General features: G+C 65.5%; 27 protein-coding genes, 1 tRNA gene and 1 pseudogene. 21 read left to right on the forward strand and 8 right to left on the reverse strand.

The annotated features are described in order from the left end of the window. Positions 1 to 10 precede the first annotated feature (10 nt). From AC1IQ6_RS17860 to AC1IQ6_RS17880, 5 genes are read right to left on the reverse strand one after another with little or no spacing between them, the layout of a single operon-like run. The gene (locus AC1IQ6_RS17860; protein ID WP_485865079.1) at positions 11 to 640 is read right to left on the reverse strand and encodes a hypothetical protein; all 630 of its coding nucleotides are present in this window, start codon (positions 638 to 640) and stop codon (positions 11 to 13) included. Further along, a complete protein-coding gene (locus AC1IQ6_RS17865) occupies positions 630 to 1,127 on the reverse strand; it encodes a RusA family crossover junction endodeoxyribonuclease (protein ID WP_485865080.1) in 498 nt (165 codons plus the stop codon). The genes AC1IQ6_RS17860 and AC1IQ6_RS17865 overlap by 11 nt, the downstream gene beginning before the upstream one ends. Then, positions 1,124 to 1,348 (reverse strand): hypothetical protein, encoded by a 225-nt coding sequence (locus tag AC1IQ6_RS17870; protein ID WP_485865081.1) that lies wholly within the window; start codon positions 1,346 to 1,348, stop codon positions 1,124 to 1,126. The genes AC1IQ6_RS17865 and AC1IQ6_RS17870 overlap by 4 nt, the downstream gene beginning before the upstream one ends. Further along, positions 1,345 to 2,511 (reverse strand): DUF1376 domain-containing protein, encoded by a 1,167-nt coding sequence (locus AC1IQ6_RS17875; protein WP_485865082.1) that lies wholly within the window; start codon positions 2,509 to 2,511, stop codon positions 1,345 to 1,347. The genes AC1IQ6_RS17870 and AC1IQ6_RS17875 overlap by 4 nt, the downstream gene beginning before the upstream one ends. Then, positions 2,508 to 3,332 (reverse strand): DNA adenine methylase, encoded by an 825-nt coding sequence (locus tag AC1IQ6_RS17880; protein ID WP_485865083.1) that lies wholly within the window; start codon positions 3,330 to 3,332, stop codon positions 2,508 to 2,510. Before AC1IQ6_RS17880 ends, AC1IQ6_RS17875 begins: the two co-directional genes overlap by 4 nt. Positions 3,333 to 3,394: 62 nt before the next feature. Here AC1IQ6_RS17880 and AC1IQ6_RS17885 point away from each other — a divergent pair, with 62 nt between their 5' ends. Continuing rightward, on the forward strand, positions 3,395 to 4,045 hold the full coding sequence (locus tag AC1IQ6_RS17885) for a hypothetical protein (protein ID WP_485865084.1): 651 nt from the start codon (positions 3,395 to 3,397) through the stop codon (positions 4,043 to 4,045). A 5-nt stretch (positions 4,046 to 4,050) separates the two neighbouring features. On the opposite strand, the gene AC1IQ6_RS17890 is transcribed toward AC1IQ6_RS17885, so the two are convergent. Next, positions 4,051 to 4,650: a toxin YdaT family protein gene (locus AC1IQ6_RS17890; protein WP_485865085.1), complete on the reverse strand. Its 600-nt coding sequence runs from the start codon at positions 4,648 to 4,650 to the stop codon at positions 4,051 to 4,053. 99 nt (positions 4,651 to 4,749) lie between these two features. On the opposite strand from AC1IQ6_RS17890, the gene AC1IQ6_RS17895 reads away from it, so the two are divergent. The 20 genes and pseudogenes from AC1IQ6_RS17895 to AC1IQ6_RS17990 all read left to right on the forward strand — a co-directional run bounded on the left by AC1IQ6_RS17895 (position 4,750) and on the right by AC1IQ6_RS17990 (position 17,314). Beyond that, positions 4,750 to 4,905 (forward strand): hypothetical protein, encoded by a 156-nt coding sequence (locus tag AC1IQ6_RS17895; RefSeq protein ID WP_485865086.1) that lies wholly within the window; start codon positions 4,750 to 4,752, stop codon positions 4,903 to 4,905. An 89-nt stretch (positions 4,906 to 4,994) separates the two neighbouring features. Beyond that, positions 4,995 to 5,480, forward strand: coding sequence for a hypothetical protein (locus AC1IQ6_RS17900; protein WP_485865087.1), 486 nt, complete (start codon positions 4,995 to 4,997; stop codon positions 5,478 to 5,480). 359 nt (positions 5,481 to 5,839) lie between these two features. Further along, complete coding sequence (locus tag AC1IQ6_RS17905) at positions 5,840 to 6,286, forward strand: helix-turn-helix domain-containing protein (RefSeq protein WP_485865088.1); 447 nt, start codon at positions 5,840 to 5,842, stop codon at positions 6,284 to 6,286. A 104-nt stretch (positions 6,287 to 6,390) separates the two neighbouring features. Further along, positions 6,391 to 6,771 (forward strand): hypothetical protein, encoded by a 381-nt coding sequence (locus tag AC1IQ6_RS17910; RefSeq protein ID WP_485865089.1) that lies wholly within the window; start codon positions 6,391 to 6,393, stop codon positions 6,769 to 6,771. Positions 6,772 to 6,939: 168 nt separating this feature from the next. After that, a complete protein-coding gene (locus AC1IQ6_RS17915) occupies positions 6,940 to 7,317 on the forward strand; it encodes a hypothetical protein (protein ID WP_485865090.1) in 378 nt (125 codons plus the stop codon). A gap of 186 nt (positions 7,318 to 7,503) precedes the next feature. Then, positions 7,504 to 7,716, forward strand: a complete 213-nt coding sequence (locus AC1IQ6_RS17920; RefSeq protein WP_485865091.1) for a hypothetical protein — start codon at positions 7,504 to 7,506, stop codon at positions 7,714 to 7,716. Next, the gene (locus tag AC1IQ6_RS17925; RefSeq protein WP_485865092.1) at positions 7,713 to 8,069 is read left to right on the forward strand and encodes a hypothetical protein; all 357 of its coding nucleotides are present in this window, start codon (positions 7,713 to 7,715) and stop codon (positions 8,067 to 8,069) included. The genes AC1IQ6_RS17920 and AC1IQ6_RS17925 overlap by 4 nt, the downstream gene beginning before the upstream one ends. Further along, complete coding sequence (locus AC1IQ6_RS17930) at positions 8,066 to 8,350, forward strand: DUF3846 domain-containing protein (protein WP_485865093.1); 285 nt, start codon at positions 8,066 to 8,068, stop codon at positions 8,348 to 8,350. The genes AC1IQ6_RS17925 and AC1IQ6_RS17930 overlap by 4 nt, the downstream gene beginning before the upstream one ends. Beyond that, positions 8,347 to 8,646, forward strand: coding sequence for a hypothetical protein (locus tag AC1IQ6_RS17935; RefSeq protein WP_485865094.1), 300 nt, complete (start codon positions 8,347 to 8,349; stop codon positions 8,644 to 8,646). The genes AC1IQ6_RS17930 and AC1IQ6_RS17935 overlap by 4 nt, the downstream gene beginning before the upstream one ends. Further along, complete coding sequence (locus AC1IQ6_RS17940) at positions 8,643 to 8,798, forward strand: hypothetical protein (protein ID WP_485865095.1); 156 nt, start codon at positions 8,643 to 8,645, stop codon at positions 8,796 to 8,798. Before AC1IQ6_RS17935 ends, AC1IQ6_RS17940 begins: the two co-directional genes overlap by 4 nt. A 16-nt stretch (positions 8,799 to 8,814) precedes the next feature. Next, a complete protein-coding gene (locus tag AC1IQ6_RS17945) occupies positions 8,815 to 9,615 on the forward strand; it encodes a RecB family exonuclease (RefSeq protein ID WP_485866581.1) in 801 nt (266 codons plus the stop codon). Between the two features lie 54 nt (positions 9,616 to 9,669). Then, positions 9,670 to 10,839 (forward strand): hypothetical protein, encoded by a 1,170-nt coding sequence (locus AC1IQ6_RS17950; protein ID WP_485865096.1) that lies wholly within the window; start codon positions 9,670 to 9,672, stop codon positions 10,837 to 10,839. A gap of 9 nt (positions 10,840 to 10,848) precedes the next feature. Beyond that, positions 10,849 to 11,745: pseudogene (locus AC1IQ6_RS17955) on the forward strand (recombination-associated protein RdgC); the annotation flags it as partial. Between the two features lie 84 nt (positions 11,746 to 11,829). Next, positions 11,830 to 11,985, forward strand: coding sequence for a DNA translocase FtsK (locus tag AC1IQ6_RS17960; protein WP_485866582.1), 156 nt, complete (start codon positions 11,830 to 11,832; stop codon positions 11,983 to 11,985). Positions 11,986 to 11,994: 9 nt separating this feature from the next. Further along, positions 11,995 to 13,776: an AAA family ATPase gene (locus AC1IQ6_RS17965; RefSeq protein WP_485865097.1), complete on the forward strand. Its 1,782-nt coding sequence runs from the start codon at positions 11,995 to 11,997 to the stop codon at positions 13,774 to 13,776. Then, a complete protein-coding gene (locus tag AC1IQ6_RS17970; protein ID WP_485865098.1) occupies positions 13,773 to 14,138 on the forward strand; it encodes a hypothetical protein in 366 nt (121 codons plus the stop codon). Before AC1IQ6_RS17965 ends, AC1IQ6_RS17970 begins: the two co-directional genes overlap by 4 nt. After that, positions 14,135 to 14,923, forward strand: coding sequence for a hypothetical protein (locus AC1IQ6_RS17975; RefSeq protein WP_485865099.1), 789 nt, complete (start codon positions 14,135 to 14,137; stop codon positions 14,921 to 14,923). Before AC1IQ6_RS17970 ends, AC1IQ6_RS17975 begins: the two co-directional genes overlap by 4 nt. Next, entirely contained in the window at positions 14,916 to 15,764 is an 849-nt protein-coding gene (locus AC1IQ6_RS17980) for a hypothetical protein (RefSeq protein ID WP_485865100.1), read from the forward strand. The genes AC1IQ6_RS17975 and AC1IQ6_RS17980 overlap by 8 nt, the downstream gene beginning before the upstream one ends. 4 nt (positions 15,765 to 15,768) lie before the next feature. Further along, complete coding sequence (locus tag AC1IQ6_RS17985; RefSeq protein WP_485865101.1) at positions 15,769 to 16,053, forward strand: hypothetical protein; 285 nt, start codon at positions 15,769 to 15,771, stop codon at positions 16,051 to 16,053. A 4-nt stretch (positions 16,054 to 16,057) separates the two neighbouring features. Then, entirely contained in the window at positions 16,058 to 17,314 is a 1,257-nt protein-coding gene (locus tag AC1IQ6_RS17990; RefSeq protein ID WP_485865102.1) for a tyrosine-type recombinase/integrase, read from the forward strand. Positions 17,315 to 17,453: 139 nt separating this feature from the next. Here the strand turns inward: AC1IQ6_RS17990 and AC1IQ6_RS17995 are convergent. Then, positions 17,454 to 17,530: transfer RNA gene (locus AC1IQ6_RS17995), tRNA-Val, on the reverse strand. 124 nt (positions 17,531 to 17,654) lie between these two features. After that, positions 17,655 to 18,341, reverse strand: a complete 687-nt coding sequence (locus AC1IQ6_RS18000) for a phosphoribosylanthranilate isomerase (RefSeq protein WP_111825502.1) — start codon at positions 18,339 to 18,341, stop codon at positions 17,655 to 17,657. Between the last annotated feature and the right edge of the window lie 55 nt (positions 18,342 to 18,396).

Genomic DNA, 18,396 nt, shown 5'->3' on the forward strand with positions numbered 1-18,396 from the left:
GGGCGTTTCATCAGGTCGTACTTGCTACGAGTCTGGGCGAATTCTGCTCATCTTGATTCACGTTGTCAAGTGCCGTGGGCTTCACGTCCCCTTCCAGGTCCACCACGATATCGGCATCGCGCATGCGAATATCCAGGCGTTTCAGCGCCGCGCGCCGCGCACCCTCCACCAGCACCCGGTAAGCGCTGGCCGGACGCTGCAGGGCCGAGTACGGCAGGTCGAAGCGATCGCACAGGTCGCGCAGCCGCGGCCGTCCGCGCAGGATGTGCGCCGCCAGCATGTCCGTCACCTCGCGCTCGCGGCTGTCCGCCGCCGCCTCGGGGTTCAACCACTCCGACACGCGCCGCGCGCTGGCAGCGCCCTCCTCGCCTGTGCCGTACTGCGCCCGCAGGATGTGGAAGCCGATGTTGTCGCCCAGCGTGCGCTCAAGCACCTTGACCGTGAACACGGCCTGCGCGTGCCAGTCGTGCGGCGTAAGGCCCGACAACGCTTTGCGCTCGTAGCCCACGTCGAACAGCTCCTGCAAGGCCTCGCAGATGATCTGCGTGGGGTTCTTCGGCTCGATCGGGTAGGCCAGCATCAGGTAGGCCACGGCAATTGCGTGCTCGGGGCACGAAAAGGTTCCGGGTTCACGGCGCATTCTTTTTCACTCCTTGGGCGGGTTCGATCCCTTCGAGAAAGGTCACCACGACCTTGACGCCCGGTACTGGGCCGTAGGCCTTGAATTTGCTGTCCTCCACGACCTGGACGTCGTCGCGGTACACCACGCCGTTCAGGCCGTCCTTGATGGCCTTCTCCACGTTGTCGGCGTCGGGCTTCACGGTGGGCGCAATCTCGCCAGCTGCGGCCCGGCGCTGGCGAACTCCGGACCAGGACCGCGGAATCGGCAGCACGATGGCCAGCTCCAGCCGTATTGGCCCGGTATAGGCCTCGCGCCCGGCCATGGCCTTTGCCGCCGCCAGCTTCACCAGGCTTTCGTAGGCGGCCGTGGCTTCGGGCGTGTAGTGGCGCGTGAACACGCGCGGGGCGCCGGTCTTCGGGTCCCGTCCGATGCGCGAGCTGGATTTGGCCCGGCCCTTGCCCTTGGGCACGCCAGGGATTGTGAAAACGATGGGTTCCAACTTCATGCTCCCTCGCCGCGCAGCTGGCGCAGCCATTCGATACGCGCTGCGGTCTTTTCCGCCGGCGCAGGTTGGTGGTCCGGGCACTGCCGGGGATAGGTCGGGCTGACGAAGGAGCCCGGGCGGTCGGTCATGCCGGAGCATCGGCCCAGGGCCAGCTCGGCGAACTTGGCGTTGTCGCGCAGTGTGAAGCGCTGGCAGGCGACGCATTGGACGGCAGCGGTCATGCGCGCACCCCGTAGTCGGCCAGCAGGCGGCCGCGGTCAGCTTCGGTCAGGCCGGCAGCGGCATGCACGCGCGCCTTGAACGCCGGGAAAATTTCGCCGTCCTGCTGGACGATTCCCAGCTCGGCGCCCTTGGCCGTGATTCCCGAGGCGGTTGTGGCCCAGCCCAGCGGGTCCGTGGCCTTGGCGGCCACCGGCCGCTTGCCGTTCACGGCGCTTTCCGCGTGGGGCGGGCGCAGCACCTTCCCGACGAAGATGTCCAGGAATCCCACCGTGATCGGGCCGGCGTCGCCGGTGGCCTCGCGGTCAGCAACGGCCAGCTCGTAGGCTTCGGCCAGCTGGGCGCCGGTCACGCCAGCCGCGATCCACGCGACGATGCGCGGGTCGTTGCTCTGCGTGCCCCTGGGCTGCTTGCCGCGGGCCTTTTCCCGGCGGCGCAGCCAGACGGCAACGGCCAGCGCTTTTTCCTCGGGGGTCTTGTCGGGTTCAAGCGACGGCGGCGGGGCTTCGCCCTCGCACGCGGGCGCATGCGCGAAAGACGCCGCCGCTGCTTCTTTTTCTTTTAAATACTGTCCCTGTCCCTCTCCCTGTCCCTTGGAGTGAGTTTCCCGAGGGACACTGGGGGGGTGTCCCTCGGGACCGCTACCAATGTCCTTCGGGACATGCTTTTTTGTCCCAGGGACAGCGATAGGTTGTCCCTGGGGACAACCGAGAGACAGCCACTCATCGAGGTCAGGGACATGGACGTCCGTACCGTGCCGCTGGTTGTGCTTCTTGATGCGCGCGCACTCGGTTTTCCAGCGCTGGATCATCTTGGCGCGCCAGGCCTCGGCGGCCTTCTCCGCCACTACAGGGTGATACAGCCGGCCGTCGGCGCACTTCACCCAGCCACGCAGGGCGCCGTCGCGGTGGCGCAGCCATTCCTTCGTGACGCGGCCGAACCCGGCCAGCTGCGCCAGGACGTCGTCGTCGTCCGGTAGGCTGGCGGCCGGCACCTGGTGCCAGGATGCGCACCACAGCAGGACCGCGCAGCGGAACGATTCGCCGTCGGCCTTGACCGCCAGGTCGCTGTCGCGCAGGCGCAGCACGTCCAGCGGCATGAACGCGAAGTCGCGCAGATCACAATCCGGCGGGGTCAAGGGCGCGGGCAACTGCAGATCGGTCATGTGCCCTCCGGTGAAAATAGAGCGTTGCTGGGCACCCTCGGCGACAGCCACAGCGACTCGATGCGGGGACGCGCGCCGTCGGCATGGGCACGGCCATCAATCCGTTTCCAACCCGCATAGAGCCGGTCATAGAGGTCACAGCGATACCCGCTCACCACCACCATGCCGCTCAACCGGTGCAGCGCGCTGGCCAGCGCTTCGTGCTGCTCGTCGGTCAACTCATGACGGTAGGAATGAGACCGTGTCCGGAATGAGCGGGTCGAATGCACATAGGGCGGGTCCACGTAATGCAGGGTGTCGGCCGCGTCGTGGCGGGCCATGCAGTCAATCGCGTCGCGGTTCTCGATCACCACGCCGCGCAGGCGCTGGATGAGCAGGCGCAGGCAGTCCGGATAGTTCATCCAGTCATGCGCCGGCGTCGTGCTTGATCGGCTGCTGTTCGCCCGGAAGCCGCTGACTTGCCCTGTGACAGCAGCAGACCCGAAGCCGGCGAAGCTGCGGAAAACGGTGCGCCTGGCCTGTTCCAGCGGATTCTCGGCGGGGTTGTACGCGTCGTCGAACTCAATGTGAGCGAACGGCGTCAGCTCGCAGGCGCGAGCCAGACGCTCGCCATCGTCGCGCGCCACCCGGAACAGGTTCACGATTTCGCCGTCCAGGTCGTTGTAGATCTCGGCGTAAGCGCGAGGCTTACGCAGCAGCACGCTGGCGCCGCCGCCGAAAGGCTCGACATAGCAGCGATGCGGCGGAAGGTGCTGAATAATCCACGGAGCCAGGCGCCATTTACCGCCGTGGTAGCGGATCAAGGGGCGCGTCGGCGTCATGCTGACAATCTCCTACGCGTCGAATACGATGCCGCGATCCCACAACGAGGAACAGATCCAACATGAAGGAACTCATTCGAGACTGGTTTGATTGGCGAGGCTGGGTGCTGGTGTTCAGCGCTATCGCGATCGTATTGGGGGTTACGACGATACTTTCTCCCGCATTCCGCGGATTTGTCTCTCACGCGACGACGGCCGCTTGGGCAGCGGCAGTTGCAACCTTCCTCGCCGCCGCAATCGCGCTGTTGGTCGCCAGCAGCGAATCGCGTGGGCGTAAACGTGACCAGATCGCGATGGCTGCTCTTTATGCGGCACATCTGGCACCAAGGCTCAGCCGCTTTGGACAAGATCTCCGTTCCGCCAGCACTGTCGCGTTCCTCTATGATGACGATGATCCTGCGCTGCCGCGCATGCAGGAAGAGCTTGCCGGCGTTGACATTGACGTCAGCCTCGAACAATTGATGCACCTCGTTCCACTGGAACGCCAAGCGGCGCACCGAATTGCTCGGGGACTTGCCATCGCGGATATGGCGCTGGAGGAAATCAAACGCATTGCGGAGCCGAGAGCGATGTCTCAGCGCTATTCGCTTGACCTTGCGGGACGTCTTTCCGAAGCGGCGGATCTCATAATTGTGGCTACCGCAACCTGCGAACAGCTGGCAGCCAAATTCGCCCGCCCCCCCTCCGGCGAGGAGCTGTACGGTGATCCCTAAATCCGTCATGACGGGTCCGCCTCCTTGGCCGGCACGTCGATCCCGGCCTGCGCCATCTGCCCTTCAATCGCCGCGCGCACACCGCGGGCCGCGACGATGGATTCCGACAGCTCGCGGTGCGCGTTCACCATCTGCTCCGGCGTGGCATTGGCGCCCAGCAGCGCGACCGCGGCGGTCGCGGCTTCAGTCTGCTCGCGCATGAGATTGGTGACTTGGCCCTGGGCCAGCCCTTCTCCGGCCTCGAGTGCCAGCGTGCGCACGGCCAGGCCGAGCGGACGCAGGATGTCGTCCACGCAGTGGCGCCGACGGTCGTGCGGCATCGCGGCCAGGATCGACGGAATGAAGTTGGCCGGTAGCAGGTTCGTGTCCTTCGACTCGTCGTCCAGCCAGCGGAACACGCGGTCGGCATTCACCTTCATGCGGCCGAAGGTATCCTGCGTGTTCGGTTCAAAGCGGATGCCGGTCGCGGCGGCGCCATTGGTGCGCTCGTGCGCGGCGACGATGACGTCGGCCATGGTCTCGCGGGACCAGTCCTGCGACTTGCGCCAGGCCGACGTGTGCTCGCGCAGGATGGAAATCAGGGTTTTGTGCGATTCATGTCGCATGCGTCAGGTACTCCGGGCAGTTACATTTCCCCCACAGCGGCAGAAACGGGGGGAACGGAAATGGATGTGCGAGGAAAAGGCGATGCAGCGCAGGCCACGATGGCACTGCTGAAATTGGCGAAGGAGATCGCGGACAGCGTGGTAGGCGAAGCCGACGAGGCCACGGTGCGCGAGGTGTTCGGCCGACTGTGCTACGAGGTCGATACGCGTACGGCGGGCGGGCCGGCCTCTGAGGCGGCCGGCACAATGCATTGAGCGCGTCATATCCTCTCCGCGCCGGAATTCCCGCGCAACGTAGAATCGGGGGTTCCTACGCCACCCTTTTCTACGTTGGGGGAACTGTGATGGATATTCCGGGATTCCTGAGCGGGATCACATTTGCCGCGAACGCCTATAAGGCGGCGGTCGAGCTCAAGGACGAAGCGCAAATAGCGGCTGCCACTTACGACCTTCAAGCACAACTCGCCATAGCTGGAGCCCACTGCATTGCCATGAACGAGAAGGCTTCGACAGCAGCCGATCGCGAACGCGCGGCGCAGACTCGGGTGCACGAGTTGGAAGACCGAATTCGCCAACTTGAAAAACGCATTAGCGAGCGCGAGCGTTACGAGCTGGTACAGAACTACCCCGGAACCTTCACCCTGCGCCTTAAAGAAGCGGCCCGTGGCTCCGAGCCGTCGCATTACATATGTCCCACTTGTATGGACAATCGCTCGGTGAAATCGATACTCCAAGGCAAGGGCGGCGCGAATGCTGTGCTTACCTGCCACGAGTGCCAGACCACATATCGCTTCGCGGACACGCCGCGAGGTGGTTATGCGCTTACCTGACTTGCGCATGGCCGCCCTCGCCAACTTGGGCCTGTAGGGCCGTAGTCCCGCCATCCGGGGCGGGCAGTTTCGTCGGGTGGCCTGCCATGGGCTCGCGCAAGGCGGCCTCCACAGATTCGAGTTGGCGTGCGCCCGGGTTGGAGATACGCCCCTGTGCGAACTTCGTCAGCCAGGAATAGGACACGCCCGCGCGCTTGCTGATGACCGGCCAGCGGCCCTTATTTAGCAGCAGGCTTGAGCGAACTTCGGAGATCAGAGACATGGCGGCAAGTTGAGTTATGAATGCCGCCAATCTAGCATTATGTGGCTAGATCATCAAGCACCAAAAGGCTAGGCCACCTAGATAAACTAGCAATCAAATGCCAGACGTGAAAGATATCCTCGCTCAGAGCGTCACGAAGTTGCTGGAAACGCGGCAGGACATCTCTCGCCTGAACCTCTCGAAACTCATGGGTGTTGCCGACGGCACGCTCGGACGCATCAAGTACGGCTCTGGCAACCCGAACGTCGAAACCGTCGAGCAGATCGCCCGGTTTTTCAAGTTCGAAGCTTGGCAACTGCTGGTCCCGGGATTTGAGCCACTCAAACCGCCCGCACTGTCCGCCACGCCCACCTCATCAGCTCTAGGGGCCGCCCGACCACCAGTTACAGACCTCGATAGCGATGAGCAAGAGCTGCTATCGATTTTTCGTATCTTGAACGAGCCCGAACGCACCTACCTGATGCTCAATGCTCGTGGCTACGGCGCGGCCTATGCCGCCACGCAGGACGGGCCGGACATTAAAAGCAAGCGCGGAGCCGCCTAGGTGGCGCGCCGACGGCAATGTGCTCTGGGTGAACAGCTGGGGCAAAAAAAATTTGCTGTGATAATTACAATCTATATCCAGCATTGTCATTTTGTATGAGAGACATGAAAAAGCCAACTTCGCTCGCAGACCTGCGCCGCCAAGGCCGCATGAAGTTGGTCGGCTTTCTTGGCATCCTAGTCTTAGCCGGTATTCTGGCCAGCATCCCTGGAAAACAAGAAGCGGATAACCCCCCTCCCAAACCAGTAATAAGCGAAAACGATGCGATGGCTTCCTGCCAGTCTAGGACGCGTGCGGCAGCAAAATTTCCCTCCTCCGTGAATTTCAGTACGTTCGGTGCGGCGGCGCAAACCTTGAACGACGGCGCCGTGCTAGTTCGCCTGGACTTCGAGGCCAAGAATGGTTTTGGAAATGTCCTGCCACAGCGGGCGCTATGCAAATTCCTATCATCAGGTGAAAGCCTTTTTTCTATCGACGACCGGTAGCTCCCGCCCTGCCCCATGACAGCCGCCCAGTGCGGCTTTTTTGTTGTGTGAATCTAGCATCATAATGCTTGACACTAGCCATTTAATGCTTAGAATCTAGCATTACAGTGCTAGACGGTTCTGGCGCTGCCGACCTACCACCAGCAGGTAGCCAACATGGGAGACGCCATGCAAGTCCACATCGCCCCGTCAGTCGCCGCCCTGCCTGACGACCCGACCCGCACCGCCGACCACGGCTACTTTCACCGCGAAGGGTCAGTCCCGTCCGTGCAGCTGAACGACGCCGACATCCTCAGCGTGCTCTGCGATCTGTTCGCGGGCCGCGCTGATAGGGCATTCGGCGAGGACCTGGACTGGTGGGCCGAAACCTTCCAGTGCGACATCAGCCCCAAGGCCGCCGCCGGCGTAGTCGTCAAGGCCATCAGCAAATGGCCGTTCGACCAGCGCGCCGGTGCCGAAGGCGTCAAGGAGCTGGAGAACGATCTCGTGCAGCGCGCCCGCCAGCTACTCGAGCGCTCCCCCGGTCTCGGTGAGGGGGCAATCTGATGCTCGGCTTCCTCATCATCGGCGTGCTGCTCGCTTGGCTCGAAGTCCGCGATTTGATCGCGGCGCGCCGGAGGCCGCGCAAATGACTGCCGCCCTCCTCTTGTTCCCCATTGCCTATGTCCTGGCCCGCGCCGGCGACGCCGTCATGGCGCGCCTGCGGCGTGCCGACACCTGGAGCCCGACCGTATGACCGCCGCCACCCTCTGGGTCCTGCTGGCGTTCCTGCCTGCCGGCCACGACCGCGCGCCCGTGATGGTGATTGAGCGCTTCGCCACGCAGGCCGAATGCCTCGACGTACTGGCCGTATTCCCGCCCACCACCCGCGTCACCTTCGACTGCATGCCCAGCCGGCAGATTCGCGCCGGCGCGGCGCCCACCATGGAGAACCGCCCGTTATGAACGCCCCCATCCCGCTGCCGTCCACTGCGGAAATCTTGCAGGACGCCCTGGACCACATCATGCGCACGGCGCGCGCCAGCTCGACGCAAACGCGCCGCCTGCGCTGGATCGCGAGCCGCGCCGAAGCCGCGCTGCAGGGCCGGCCTTATATCGCCGCCGAGCATGAGCTGCCCAAGATGGTCAGCGAGGCCGCGCTGCAGGCGAAGAACCACCACCTGCGCCTCGCCAACGCCCGCTTGCGCAGCGCTCTCGCGCAGGTCGCGGGCGGCGCCACCGGCCACCCGGACCGCGACGCCGAGCTGGCGCAGATCGCCCAGGCCGCGCTTGACGCCGAGCAGGAGGCCCGCGCATGAAACCCATCCGCAAGCTGATCCGCGCCGACGGCGCCGAAACCGAGCTGCACGGCCCGCATGCCATCCAGGACGTCTGCCACATGATCGGCGCCGATGCGCTGGACACCGTCAGCCTCTCTGACCGCGTGCACGTGATGCTGGTCGATGACCAAGGCATCCTGAAAAACCTGCCCGTCAACCCGGCGGCCACGCGCCTGTACCAGGCCGCCCGCGGCATTCCCCACCAGATCCGCGGCGACGTCGTGATCGTGCCGGACTCCGACTATGCGAGGCACGCATGAGCGCCCAGCACACGCCCGGCCCCTGGCTCTGCACGAAAGCAAAGCACGGCGTTGACGCCGGCCACTACGTGATCGCCAGCGTGGCCGATGACCGCGGCGACCGGTGTCTGATTATTCACGCCGAAGTCGGCGACGACGGCCAAGGGGATGCCAACGCCCGCCTGATCGCCGCCGCGCCGGAGATGCTTGACGCTTTGAGCGTTTTGTACGCGGTCGCCGCCGAACAGCTTGGCGACGATTGGGCCGCAGTCACCAATGCCGCCGCCGTCATCCGTAAAGCCCGAGGTGCCCAATGATCCGCCGCCTCCTCGCCACACTCGACCGCGACCACGCCATCGCGGCGCTCGCCCTTGTCGCCGTGGTCCTCGCCTACGGCTTCGTCCAGCAGGCCGACGAAGCCGCCGCCCGCACGGCGCACGCCGAAGCCACTGCGCCCCACAACAACTGACCCCGGAGCCAACATGATGCAACGCATTATTCCGATCCGCGCGTCCAGCCTTGCCGAGCTGTTCGATTGCCCGGCCCGCTGGGAAGCCAAGAACCTGCTGGGCATGCGTATGCCGTCCTCGGGCGCCGCGCGCCTGGGCACGGCAATCCACGCCGGCACGGCCGCATTCGACCAGGCCAAGCTGGACGGGAGCCCGATCACCCCCGATGACGCCGCCGGCGAGCTGGTCAAGACCCTGCACGACACCACCGAGGAGGTGGATTGGGACGAGGCGCGGCCGCAGGACGTCGAACGCATCGCCCTGGCGCTGCATACCCGCTACTGCGCCGAGATTGCGCCCCACCAAGACTATGTTGCCGTCGAACTCACGTGCGAGCGCATGGAGATTTCGGACCTGGGCATCGCGCTGACGGGCACGACGGACCGCGTCCGCCGCGTCGCCAGCGGCGAGCTGGGCATTGCGGACCTCAAGAGCGGCGCTCGCGCCGTCGGTGCGGACGGCACAGTCGCCACTGCCGGCCACGGCCCTCAGATGGGCGTCTACGAGATCCTCGCCCAGCACGCCATCGGCCAGCCGATAACCGCGCCGGCGCAGATCGTCGGTCTGCAGACAGGGAAAACCGCCGTTGCCCAGCGCGTGGGCACCGGCGAAATCACTGGCGCGCGCGACGCGCTCGTCGGCACCGACGACAGCCCCGGCCTGCTCCAGCACGCTTCCCGGCTCCTGCACAGCGGCAGCTTCTACGCCAACCCCAAATCTGTCCTCTGTTCGGGCAAGTACTGCCCGCGCCACTCCACCTGCAAATTCAAAGGCTGAAACATGTCCCAATCCACTACCGTACAAAGCCTTCGCGCGGTGCCGGAACCGCAAATGCCCGTTGTCGCACCGGGCTTCGACAGCCTGCAGGGCTTCGAGCTGATGCAGCGCGCGGCCCGTCTGCTCTCCAGCAGCACGCTGGTGCCTGTCGCCTATCGCCAGACCATCGAGAAGGTGGACCGCTACGGCAACGTCAAGGAAAGCCGCGAGAACCCGAATGCGCTGGCTAATTCGGTCGTCGCGCTGAACATGGCGCAGCGCATGGGCGCCGATCCGCTGATGGTGATGCAGAACCTCTACATCGTCGAGGGCCGGCCGTCCTGGTCCTCGCAGTGGATCATTGCCGCGATCAACGGCTGCGGCCGATTCTCGCCCCTGCGTTTCCGCATCGAAAGCCGCGGTGAACGCGAGGTCGAATACAAGTGGACCTATTGGGAGAACAACCAGCGGCACACCAAGGTCGAGAAGGTCAAGATCAACGACAAGGTCTGCGTGGCCTGGGCGATCGAGAAGGAAACCGGCGAGGTGATCGAGTCGCCGGCCGTGTCGATCGAGATGGCCGTCCTCGAAGGCTGGTACACGAAGAACGGCAGCAAGTGGCAGACCATGGACGAGGTCATGCTGCGATACCGCACCGCCAGCTTCTTCGGCAAGCTCTACGCGCCCGAACTGCTGATGGGCCTGCAGACGGTCGAGGAAGCCCAGGACATCATCGAGGCCACCACCGCGCCCGACGGCACCATCAGCGTCAACGTGGACGAGCTGCGCCAGGCCGCCCAGCCGGCCCAGCGTCGGCCCGCGTCGGCGCAGGCCGATGCGACGGACCTGGAGGCGCACGAGCCTGCCGCGACCACCGACACCGCCCCCGCGAGGGCACAAGCCGGGGCCCGCAACCCGACGCAGGGCGCGGCAGCTGCCACCCCCGCTTCCCAGGCGCAGCAGGCCGATCAGCAGGTCGCCGATGCCGGCCTGGACCCGGCCAAGGTCGAGCACCAGATCCTGAACGCGAAGTCGCTCGACGTGCTGGACCTGGCCGCCGATTCCATCGACGGCGTGGCCGATCTGGGTGAGCGCGCCCGCCTGCACCAGGTGTACCAGGAACGGCGCCTCACCATGACGCGTCCGCAGCAGCCCGCCCAGCAGGAGCTGCAGGGCCAGCAGGAGGTGCAAGCCCAGCAGCGCCCCGCCGCCAACACCCGCCGCCGCATGGTCGCGCCGGAATAAGGGGACGCCATCATGTTCAAGAACGCCAAGATTTACCGGCTGACGTCCATTCAGGCCTTCTGGGATCTGGACGCCCTGAACGACGCCCTCGCCGAGCATGCCTACGTGCCGGCGGGCCAGCTGCAGCTCCAGTCCGTCGGCTGGGTGCCGCCGCGCGAGGGCGCCGCCCTCGCCCACGCCGTGGGCGGCAAGCTGATGCTGACGGTGCGCAGCGAATCCAAGCTGCTGCCCGGCAAGGCCATCAACCAGGCCGCCGCGGCCCGGGCCCGCGAGATCGAAGAGCAGCAAGGCTACAAGCCGGGCAAAAAGCAGATGAAAGAGATTCGAGAGCGCATCATCGAAGAGAAGCTGCCCACGGCGCTGACACAGTACGACGATATCCGCCTGTGGATCGACCCCGTTGAGCGCTGGCTGATCGTCGACACCAGCACGCCGGCGAAAGCGGACACCGCGATCGGCCTGCTGGCCAAGAGCATCGACCCGTTCCCGGTCGAGCACCTCTACGTCGCCCAATCGCCGGCCAGAGCAATGACCGGCTGGCTGGCCGAGGACGAAGCGCCGGCCAACTTCAGCATCGACCAGGACGCCGAACTGCGCGCTTCGGGTGGCAGCGGCGCGGTCATCCGCTACGTCCACCACTCGATCGACGCCGACGACGTGCGCCGCCACATCGAGGCCGGCAAGCAGTGCACCCGCCTGGCCATGACCTGGGCCGACCGCATCTCGTTCGAGCTGACCGAGGACCTGGACATCCACAAGATTCGGCCATTGGACGTGCTCCGCGAGAAGCAGGACCCCAAGGACACAGGCGCCGAGCTGTTCGACGCCGAGTTCCTGCTGATGGCCGGCGAAATCGCCAAGCTGCTGGCCGAGCTCGTCTACGCACTGGGCGGCGAGAAGCTGGCCGACCATGCACCGCAGGCCACGGGCGAACTGCCGCTCGAGCACGACGACGTCGGCGAAGTCGACCCGCTGTACACCGAGGCCGTCATGGTGGTGCGCCAGCACGGCCGCCCGTCCATTTCCCTCATCCAGCGCCATCTGCGCATTGGCTACAACCGCGCCGCCCACCTCCTGGAATCCATGGAGCTGGCCGGCCTGGTGCCGCCCATGCAGTCCAACGGCAGCCGCGAGCTGCGCGCGTAAGGAGTCACCATGCGAATCAACCGCATCATCATCGAGAACTTCCAGGGCGCGCGCGCCGTGGACCTGGATCTGCGCACGCCGGTGGCGTTCCTCGCCGGCCCGAACGGCGCCGGCAAGTCCAGCATCGCCGAGGCCGTGCGCCTGGCCTTTCTGGGCGCGCCCGAGCGCGTCGGCCTCAAGAAGGAGTTCGGTGCCCTGGTTACCGAAGGAACGAAACTCAGCGCCGTAACCCTGGAGCTGGGCGACGGCACCGTGGGCATCAGCCTGCCCAAGGGCACCCAATCTGGCGAGGCGTTGGTGCCGCAGTCTCCCGCCCTGCCTTTCGTCCTCGCGCCCGATCGCTTCGCCGCGGCCAAGCCGGACGACCGCCGCACCCTGCTGTTCAGCCTGACGGGCGTGAAGGTCAAGCCCGACGATATCGAACGACGCCTGCTGGCGCGCGGCTGCGACGCCGCACTGGTGACGCAGATCAAGCCGATCCTGCGCAGCGGCTTCGCCGCCGGCGCGGAGCACGCCAAGCAGGAGGCCACCCAGGCCAAGGGCGCATGGAAGGCCGCGACCGGCGAACAGTGGGGAAGCCAGAAGGCCGAAGGCTGGTCCGCCGAAACCCCGCCGTTCGACGCAGCGGCCCTGGTGGGCGAGCGCGCGACGCTGGCCGGCGTCGATGCCAAGCTGGAACAGCATACGAAGGCCCTGGGCGCCCTTGAGCAAAAGGCGACCGCCTACGCAAACAGCCAGCACCAGCAAGCAGCCCGCCAGGCCCTGGCCGCAAAGCTGCCTACGCTGCGCCAGAAACTGGAGTTCGACCTGTACGAGCATGAAAAGGCGGCCGCCCACGTCGAAGCGTTGCAGGCCAAGGCCGGTACTGGGCCGCGCGTGGGATTGGTCCACGATCTGGCGCTCTGCCTTTCCCAGCTCTGGAAATCCGAGGCCTCCAAGAACGTGGCGTTCGGCATTGGCCTGGACATAAAGTCGGTGCTGGCGACCTATGAGCGCCAGTACGGCAAAATCGGCGCCGCCGGCGATACCGAAGCCACCGCCGCCCTGCCCAAGGCCATCGAGGCCCGCGACCTGATGGCGCGCAGCGTCGAGAACGACCGCCGAGATATCGCCGCGGCCGAAGCGGCAGCTGCCCAACTGCAGGACGAGGTCGCGCCCGAGGCGATACAACCGGCGGACGTGGAAGCCGCCCGCGCCAAGGTCACCGCGCTGCGCGCCGAGCGCAAGGCGATCGACGACCGCGTGCAGGCGCTGCTGAACGCCAAGCAGGCCGCAACCAGCGCCGCGGAGCGCACCACCAGCGCCGCAGGCTACCACGCCGAGGTGATGGCCTGGCTGGCAATCGGCGACGCGCTGTCGCCCGACGGCATCCCGGGCGAGATCCTGGCCGAAGCCCTGCAACCGTTCAATGCCAAGCTGGCCGACCTGGCCGACCTGGCGGGCTGGCGCGCGCCCGCCATCGGCGGCGACATGGGCATCACCTGGGGCGGCCGGCCCTACCGCCTGCTGTCGGAATCCGAGCGCTGGCGCGTGGATGCGCTGCTGGGCGCCGCGCTGGCCGAGATATCGGGCCTGCGCTGCCTGATCCTGGACCGCTTTGACGTCCTGGATCTGCCGGGCCGCGGCGACGCGCTCGGCCTGGTCGACGCCCTGGCCGACGAGCGCAACTTCGACACCATCCTGCTGCTGGGCACGCTGAAGGCGGCGCCGGCCGCGCCGTCCGAAGCATTCACCGTTTGCTGGATCGATCAAGGGCATGCCGGGCCGACGAAGCTCAAGGAGGCCGCATGAGCACCATTCGCTACCACTCCAGCGAAATGCAGACAGCGCGCCGGATGGCCATTGAGCAGCTGCGCCTGCTCGGCGCGCCGCTGACGCGGTCCACAACCATCCACCAGATGGCCGAAATGATCGCGGAGCGCATGGGCTGGACGGCGCCGGCGTCGTCGCCCGAGGCGCTGTATCCGTTCCTGCTGCGTTTCCTGGATGTCCGGCGCGCCGGCGTCACGCCGCCGCCCTACCGGCCGGTCGTCCGCCCGCCGGTGCGCTTCGACCTGGCAATGCGCATTATCGCGGCGCGCGCCGCAGCCACCCAGCCGCACCTGACCCATGCCGCAAGCAACGTTGTCACCTGGAGGGAACTCGCAGCATGAGCTTTCACACCACTATCGCGCGCCTGCGCGAGGCGTCGTTTGCCGCACCCGTTGCCGGCGAGAACCCGAATACCTGCCGCGTCGGTCGGCAGGACCTGCGCACGGCCCTTCACCTCATCGATCGGCTGGACGCCGATCTGCGCCAGGCCGGCACACTCGCCCACGGCGCGGTGGACGCCGCGCCGCGGGTGGTAAACGCCCCTGTCGCCAACTCGATCCAGTGGCCGACTATGCCCGCTTCTAAGGGGCAGTCGCCGGTACTGTTTGAGGATGGCTACGCCGAAGGATGGGCCAAGTGCATGGATGAATGCCGACGGGCGGTATCACAGGCAAGCGCCCCTGTAGCCGGGGAGGCGGTTGCGTGGGAAATCCCGAATCCGCATCTGGGTTCGGAACTCACGTCCCACAAAGCCCGCGCTGACGAAGCGCGCCGCCTCGGGCTCACAGTCCATGAGCTATTCCGTCATGCCGCGCCCCAGTCCAGCGAGGCGGCGCGCGATGCCTCGGATATGGACGACTTGCGCAGCCGCGTTTTGGCGGCAATCCATTACTGCGCTGCCCTGACGCCTGAAGATGATGAAAGCTGGGACGAGTGGTACTGCGCGGCGTTCGACCTGTTGGGCTCGCGAGTCGGCGAAATTTTTCGCGTCGCCCTGTCCGCGCAACCGGCAGACAAACCGGCAACGCCGCGTGCCGCGCCGGCCCCCATGCCGCGCCAGCAGTGCGTTTGCCGCCTGGCCGAAACCGGCAATGCGCACACGGACGGAGGTGCCGTTTATGAATAAATCCATGCCGGGCACCGGCTCCAGCGGGGTGTCCGCCCGCACCTCCCTGACCCAAGGAATGATGCAAAAAAACAGCAATATGGCGAACAATGCACCATTAATGGATCAAACGCGCCGTGCGTCGGTGCCGCGCGAGCGCCCCATCCTGTTCAACGGCGCCATGGTGCGCGCCGTGCTGGCCGGCGACAAGACGCAGACGCGGCGGACCAATGGACTGGAGTACTTCTCCCGCCCTGAGAACGATCCGGACGGGTGGTTGTGCGCGCGCGTTGCCGACGGCGTGGCCTACATGGTCTACCGAAACATGCCCCATGAGCGGCCGGTGCGCTGCCCCTACGGCCAGCCCGGGGACCGGCTTTGGGTGCGTGAGGCGTTCCGCTTCGCCGCCAGTCTTGACCGTCTATCACCTAACGACGTAGGCGAGAAGGCGCTGGACGCCGGATACAACATGCCGTGGGCACCGACCCAATTTGAGGCAGACGGCACCCGCACCGGTGCGTGGCGCGGTTTCGACACACCGCCCACGATCACCGCACCCGGCAAGCTGCGCCCCGGTATTCACATGCCACGCTGGGCCTGTCGGCTGGCACTGGACATTGTCCGGGTCCGAGTGGAGCGGCTGCAGGCCATCAACCACTTTGACGCGCTGGCCGAGGGCGTCGGCCTGAACCCCTCCGCAGCGGATGTGCTCATGACCGTGCCGGCCGGCGAATCGCTGCCGCGCGCCATGTTCCGCGCGCTGTGGGAGCAGATCAACGGCGCCGCGGCGTGGGCGGCCAACCCCTGGGTGTGGGTGGTGGAATTTCAGCGCACCGTCGCGCCGCACGATAGCAAGGAATAGAGAAATGGGTCAAACAACGACGCAATCCCGAGCCGCCGCACGCGGCGGCCGTACCCCGGCCCAGGCGATTTACCCGGACGGCCTCTATCGCTGGCGCGACCTGGAGCCGCGCATCCCCTACACCCGCGAAGGCTGGCGTTACAAGATCAGCAAGGGCACCGCGCCGAAGCCGGCGACGGGCAGCCGGCATTTCACTGCATGGCGCGGCAAGGACATTCTGGCCTGGCTGCAGGACCCGGACGGATACAACGCCGCCGAAGCCCAAACCGACAACAACCAGGAGCAGTAGCCGTATGCCTCGCCAAGTAGTCCCCCTCACCGATGCGAAATGCCGTCAGGCTAAGTACAAGCCCACCGGCGGAAACCGCTTATTCGACGGTGGCGGCCTATATCTGGAAACGGCGAAGTCCGGCTCCAAGTTCTGGCGCATGAAGTACCGACGGCCGGGCACGAAGAAAGAGACTTCCGTGACGTTCGGAGAATATCCCGACATGCCCCTGGCCAAGGCGCGCGAGCAGCGCGCTGCGGCTCAGGCCCTCCTGGACGCCGGCCTGGACCCTGCCGTGCAACGTGAGCTGGCGCGCGCCACCGCCGCGAGGACGGCCGCTGACACATTCGAAGCAATCGCGCAGGAATGGCTAGGCACGCGCGCCGAGCACTGGAGCCGGGCCTACCTCGACCGCATGACATCTGCGCTCAGGAGGGACGCCTTTCCCCACTTCGGCAAGCTGCCCGTCACCGAGGTCTCAGGAAAGATGGTGCTCGACGCAGTCCGACGGGTCGAGCGCCGTGGCGCCCTGGAAATGGCCGCCCGCGTGCTGAGCAGCATCGGCATGGTATTTCGATACGCTGTCGGCACTGGGCGCGTGCACGCGGACGTCACCTACGGACTGGAGCAATTCCTTGCAGCAAGGCCGCCGGTCGAGCATCACCCGCATGTTCAGCAGGACGACCTTCCGGAGCTGCTACAGCGCGTGGAGGGCTACCACGGCCGGCCCGAAACGCGCATTGCGATCAAGATAATGATGCGCACCTTCGTTCGGACGAACGAACTCCGCTGGACCGTATGGACGGAGTGGGATCGCGCAGGCGCCCTGTGGACGGTGCCGCCCGAGCGGATGAAGGGTACGCGCCTGCAGAAGCTGAGCGGACCGCCCCACCTGGTGCCGCTGTCGCGCCAGGTTCTGGCGCTCCTTGATGAGTTGCAGGTGTATTCCGGTCGCCACGAATTGATGTTTCCCGGGATTCGCCGCCCCGATTCTGTCCCCATGAGCGGGGAGACGATCAACCGGGCTTTGGAAATCCTCGGCTACGGGGAACAGCAGACCGGCCACGGCTTCCGCGGCCTGGCCAGCACCATCTTGAATGAATCGGGACGCTTCCGGGAAAAAGCAATCGAAGCTCAGCTCGCCCATAAGGACAAGAACAAGGTGCGCCGGGCCTACAACCACGCGCAGTATCTAGACGAACGCCGCGAGCTGATGCAGTGGTGGTCCGATTACCTGGATGAGCAGCTGGCCAAGGCGAAAAAACCTATACCCTTACCCTGATATTCTATGCCCCCAAACGTGCCCCTAAAATCTATTGGCGGCACTTGGCAACACTTCACAGGAACAAAAGAAAAAAGCCGCTAAATCAATGATCTAGCGGCTTTCTCTTTGCCGTGCTTCACAGCACTTTGCAGGAATTTGGTAGGCGGTATTGGAATCGAACCAACGACCTCCACGATGTCAACGTGGCGCTCTAACCAGCTGAGCTAACCGCCTGCAAAGAAGAAGAATTATATAGTGCTTTTTTGAACTATGCAAATCGTCTTGGAAGATTTTTTGCATTTTTCATTGCGTCCGGGAAAACCAGCTTGGCGACATTCCCAGCACAACTTCACACTACTCAGTGCGGCTTATTCATCAGCACTGCTTCACTCTTCAGTATCGCGTCCGCGGCTTGCACCGCGGCAACGAAGAACGAGATTCTATCAGAACTTTTTATTCCTTGCTCGACCTCGACTCCGCTGCTCACATCCACGCCCCAAGGCCGCAGCGAGCGCACCGCCTGGCCCACGTTTTCGGCGTTCAATCCGCCCGACAGGATCAGCGGGCGCGAGATCGGATCGGCCCTCACTTCGTCGAGCAAGGCGTAGTCGAAGCCGTGGCCGCTGCCGCCGTAGCCCGCGCTGTAGCTGTCGAACAGCCAGCCCGCGGCCTCGCCGTAGGCGCGGCAGGTGGACGCCAGGTTTTCCGCGGTTTCCAGGCCCGGCGCGCCGGCGCGGAACGCGCGCAGGAAGCGGCGGCCGTAGTGGGCGCAATCCTGCGGCGTTTCGTCGCCGTGGAACTGCAGCAGTTCCGGCCCGACCTGGTCGAGCACGGCCTCGACCTCGCTTTGCGCGGGATTGACGAACAGGGCCACGACATCGACAAAGGCCGGCACCATGCGCCGCAACTGCGCGGCGCGCGTGGGCGTGAGGCAGCGTTTGCTCTTGGGGTAGAAGACAAAGCCGATGGCGTCGACGCCGGCCGCGACGGCGGCGTCGATGTCTTCTTCGCGGGTCAATCCGCAGATCTTGATGCGTGTGCGCATGGAATTCTTCAGTGGCTTCGTCGCATGCGCGACGGGTTGATTCAGTATATCCGCC

The sequence above is a fragment of the Achromobacter sp. MUI-25009338 genome (genome assembly GCF_057359325.1).

Coding starts and splice junctions, on each gene's coding strand:
- AC1IQ6_RS17990 (WP_485865102.1), top strand. CDS start 16,058: ATGCCTCGCCAAGTAGTCCCCCTCACCGATGCGAAATGCCGTCAGGCT.
- AC1IQ6_RS17860 (WP_485865079.1), bottom strand. CDS start 640: ATGCGCCGTGAACCCGGAACCTTTTCGTGCCCCGAGCACGCAATTGCC.
- AC1IQ6_RS17910 (WP_485865089.1), top strand. CDS start 6,391: ATGAAAAAGCCAACTTCGCTCGCAGACCTGCGCCGCCAAGGCCGCATG.
- AC1IQ6_RS17895 (WP_485865086.1), top strand. CDS start 4,750: ATGGCACTGCTGAAATTGGCGAAGGAGATCGCGGACAGCGTGGTAGGC.
- AC1IQ6_RS17965 (WP_485865097.1), top strand. CDS start 11,995: ATGCGAATCAACCGCATCATCATCGAGAACTTCCAGGGCGCGCGCGCC.
- AC1IQ6_RS17935 (WP_485865094.1), top strand. CDS start 8,347: ATGAGCGCCCAGCACACGCCCGGCCCCTGGCTCTGCACGAAAGCAAAG.
- AC1IQ6_RS17930 (WP_485865093.1), top strand. CDS start 8,066: ATGAAACCCATCCGCAAGCTGATCCGCGCCGACGGCGCCGAAACCGAG.
- AC1IQ6_RS17875 (WP_485865082.1), bottom strand. CDS start 2,511: ATGACCGATCTGCAGTTGCCCGCGCCCTTGACCCCGCCGGATTGTGAT.
- AC1IQ6_RS17925 (WP_485865092.1), top strand. CDS start 7,713: ATGAACGCCCCCATCCCGCTGCCGTCCACTGCGGAAATCTTGCAGGAC.
- AC1IQ6_RS17890 (WP_485865085.1), bottom strand. CDS start 4,650: ATGCGACATGAATCGCACAAAACCCTGATTTCCATCCTGCGCGAGCAC.
- AC1IQ6_RS17970 (WP_485865098.1), top strand. CDS start 13,773: ATGAGCACCATTCGCTACCACTCCAGCGAAATGCAGACAGCGCGCCGG.
- AC1IQ6_RS18000 (WP_111825502.1), bottom strand. CDS start 18,341: ATGCGCACACGCATCAAGATCTGCGGATTGACCCGCGAAGAAGACATC.
- AC1IQ6_RS17865 (WP_485865080.1), bottom strand. CDS start 1,127: ATGAAGTTGGAACCCATCGTTTTCACAATCCCTGGCGTGCCCAAGGGC.
- AC1IQ6_RS17950 (WP_485865096.1), top strand. CDS start 9,670: ATGCCCGTTGTCGCACCGGGCTTCGACAGCCTGCAGGGCTTCGAGCTG.
- AC1IQ6_RS17940 (WP_485865095.1), top strand. CDS start 8,643: ATGATCCGCCGCCTCCTCGCCACACTCGACCGCGACCACGCCATCGCG.
- AC1IQ6_RS17960 (WP_485866582.1), top strand. CDS start 11,830: ATGGTGGTGCGCCAGCACGGCCGCCCGTCCATTTCCCTCATCCAGCGC.
- AC1IQ6_RS17975 (WP_485865099.1), top strand. CDS start 14,135: ATGAGCTTTCACACCACTATCGCGCGCCTGCGCGAGGCGTCGTTTGCC.
- AC1IQ6_RS17905 (WP_485865088.1), top strand. CDS start 5,840: ATGCCAGACGTGAAAGATATCCTCGCTCAGAGCGTCACGAAGTTGCTG.
- AC1IQ6_RS17980 (WP_485865100.1), top strand. CDS start 14,916: ATGAATAAATCCATGCCGGGCACCGGCTCCAGCGGGGTGTCCGCCCGC.
- AC1IQ6_RS17945 (WP_485866581.1), top strand. CDS start 8,815: ATGCAACGCATTATTCCGATCCGCGCGTCCAGCCTTGCCGAGCTGTTC.
- AC1IQ6_RS17920 (WP_485865091.1), top strand. CDS start 7,504: ATGACCGCCGCCACCCTCTGGGTCCTGCTGGCGTTCCTGCCTGCCGGC.
- AC1IQ6_RS17885 (WP_485865084.1), top strand. CDS start 3,395: ATGAAGGAACTCATTCGAGACTGGTTTGATTGGCGAGGCTGGGTGCTG.
- AC1IQ6_RS17900 (WP_485865087.1), top strand. CDS start 4,995: ATGGATATTCCGGGATTCCTGAGCGGGATCACATTTGCCGCGAACGCC.
- AC1IQ6_RS17870 (WP_485865081.1), bottom strand. CDS start 1,348: ATGACCGCTGCCGTCCAATGCGTCGCCTGCCAGCGCTTCACACTGCGC.
- AC1IQ6_RS17985 (WP_485865101.1), top strand. CDS start 15,769: ATGGGTCAAACAACGACGCAATCCCGAGCCGCCGCACGCGGCGGCCGT.
- AC1IQ6_RS17915 (WP_485865090.1), top strand. CDS start 6,940: ATGCAAGTCCACATCGCCCCGTCAGTCGCCGCCCTGCCTGACGACCCG.
- AC1IQ6_RS17880 (WP_485865083.1), bottom strand. CDS start 3,332: ATGACGCCGACGCGCCCCTTGATCCGCTACCACGGCGGTAAATGGCGC.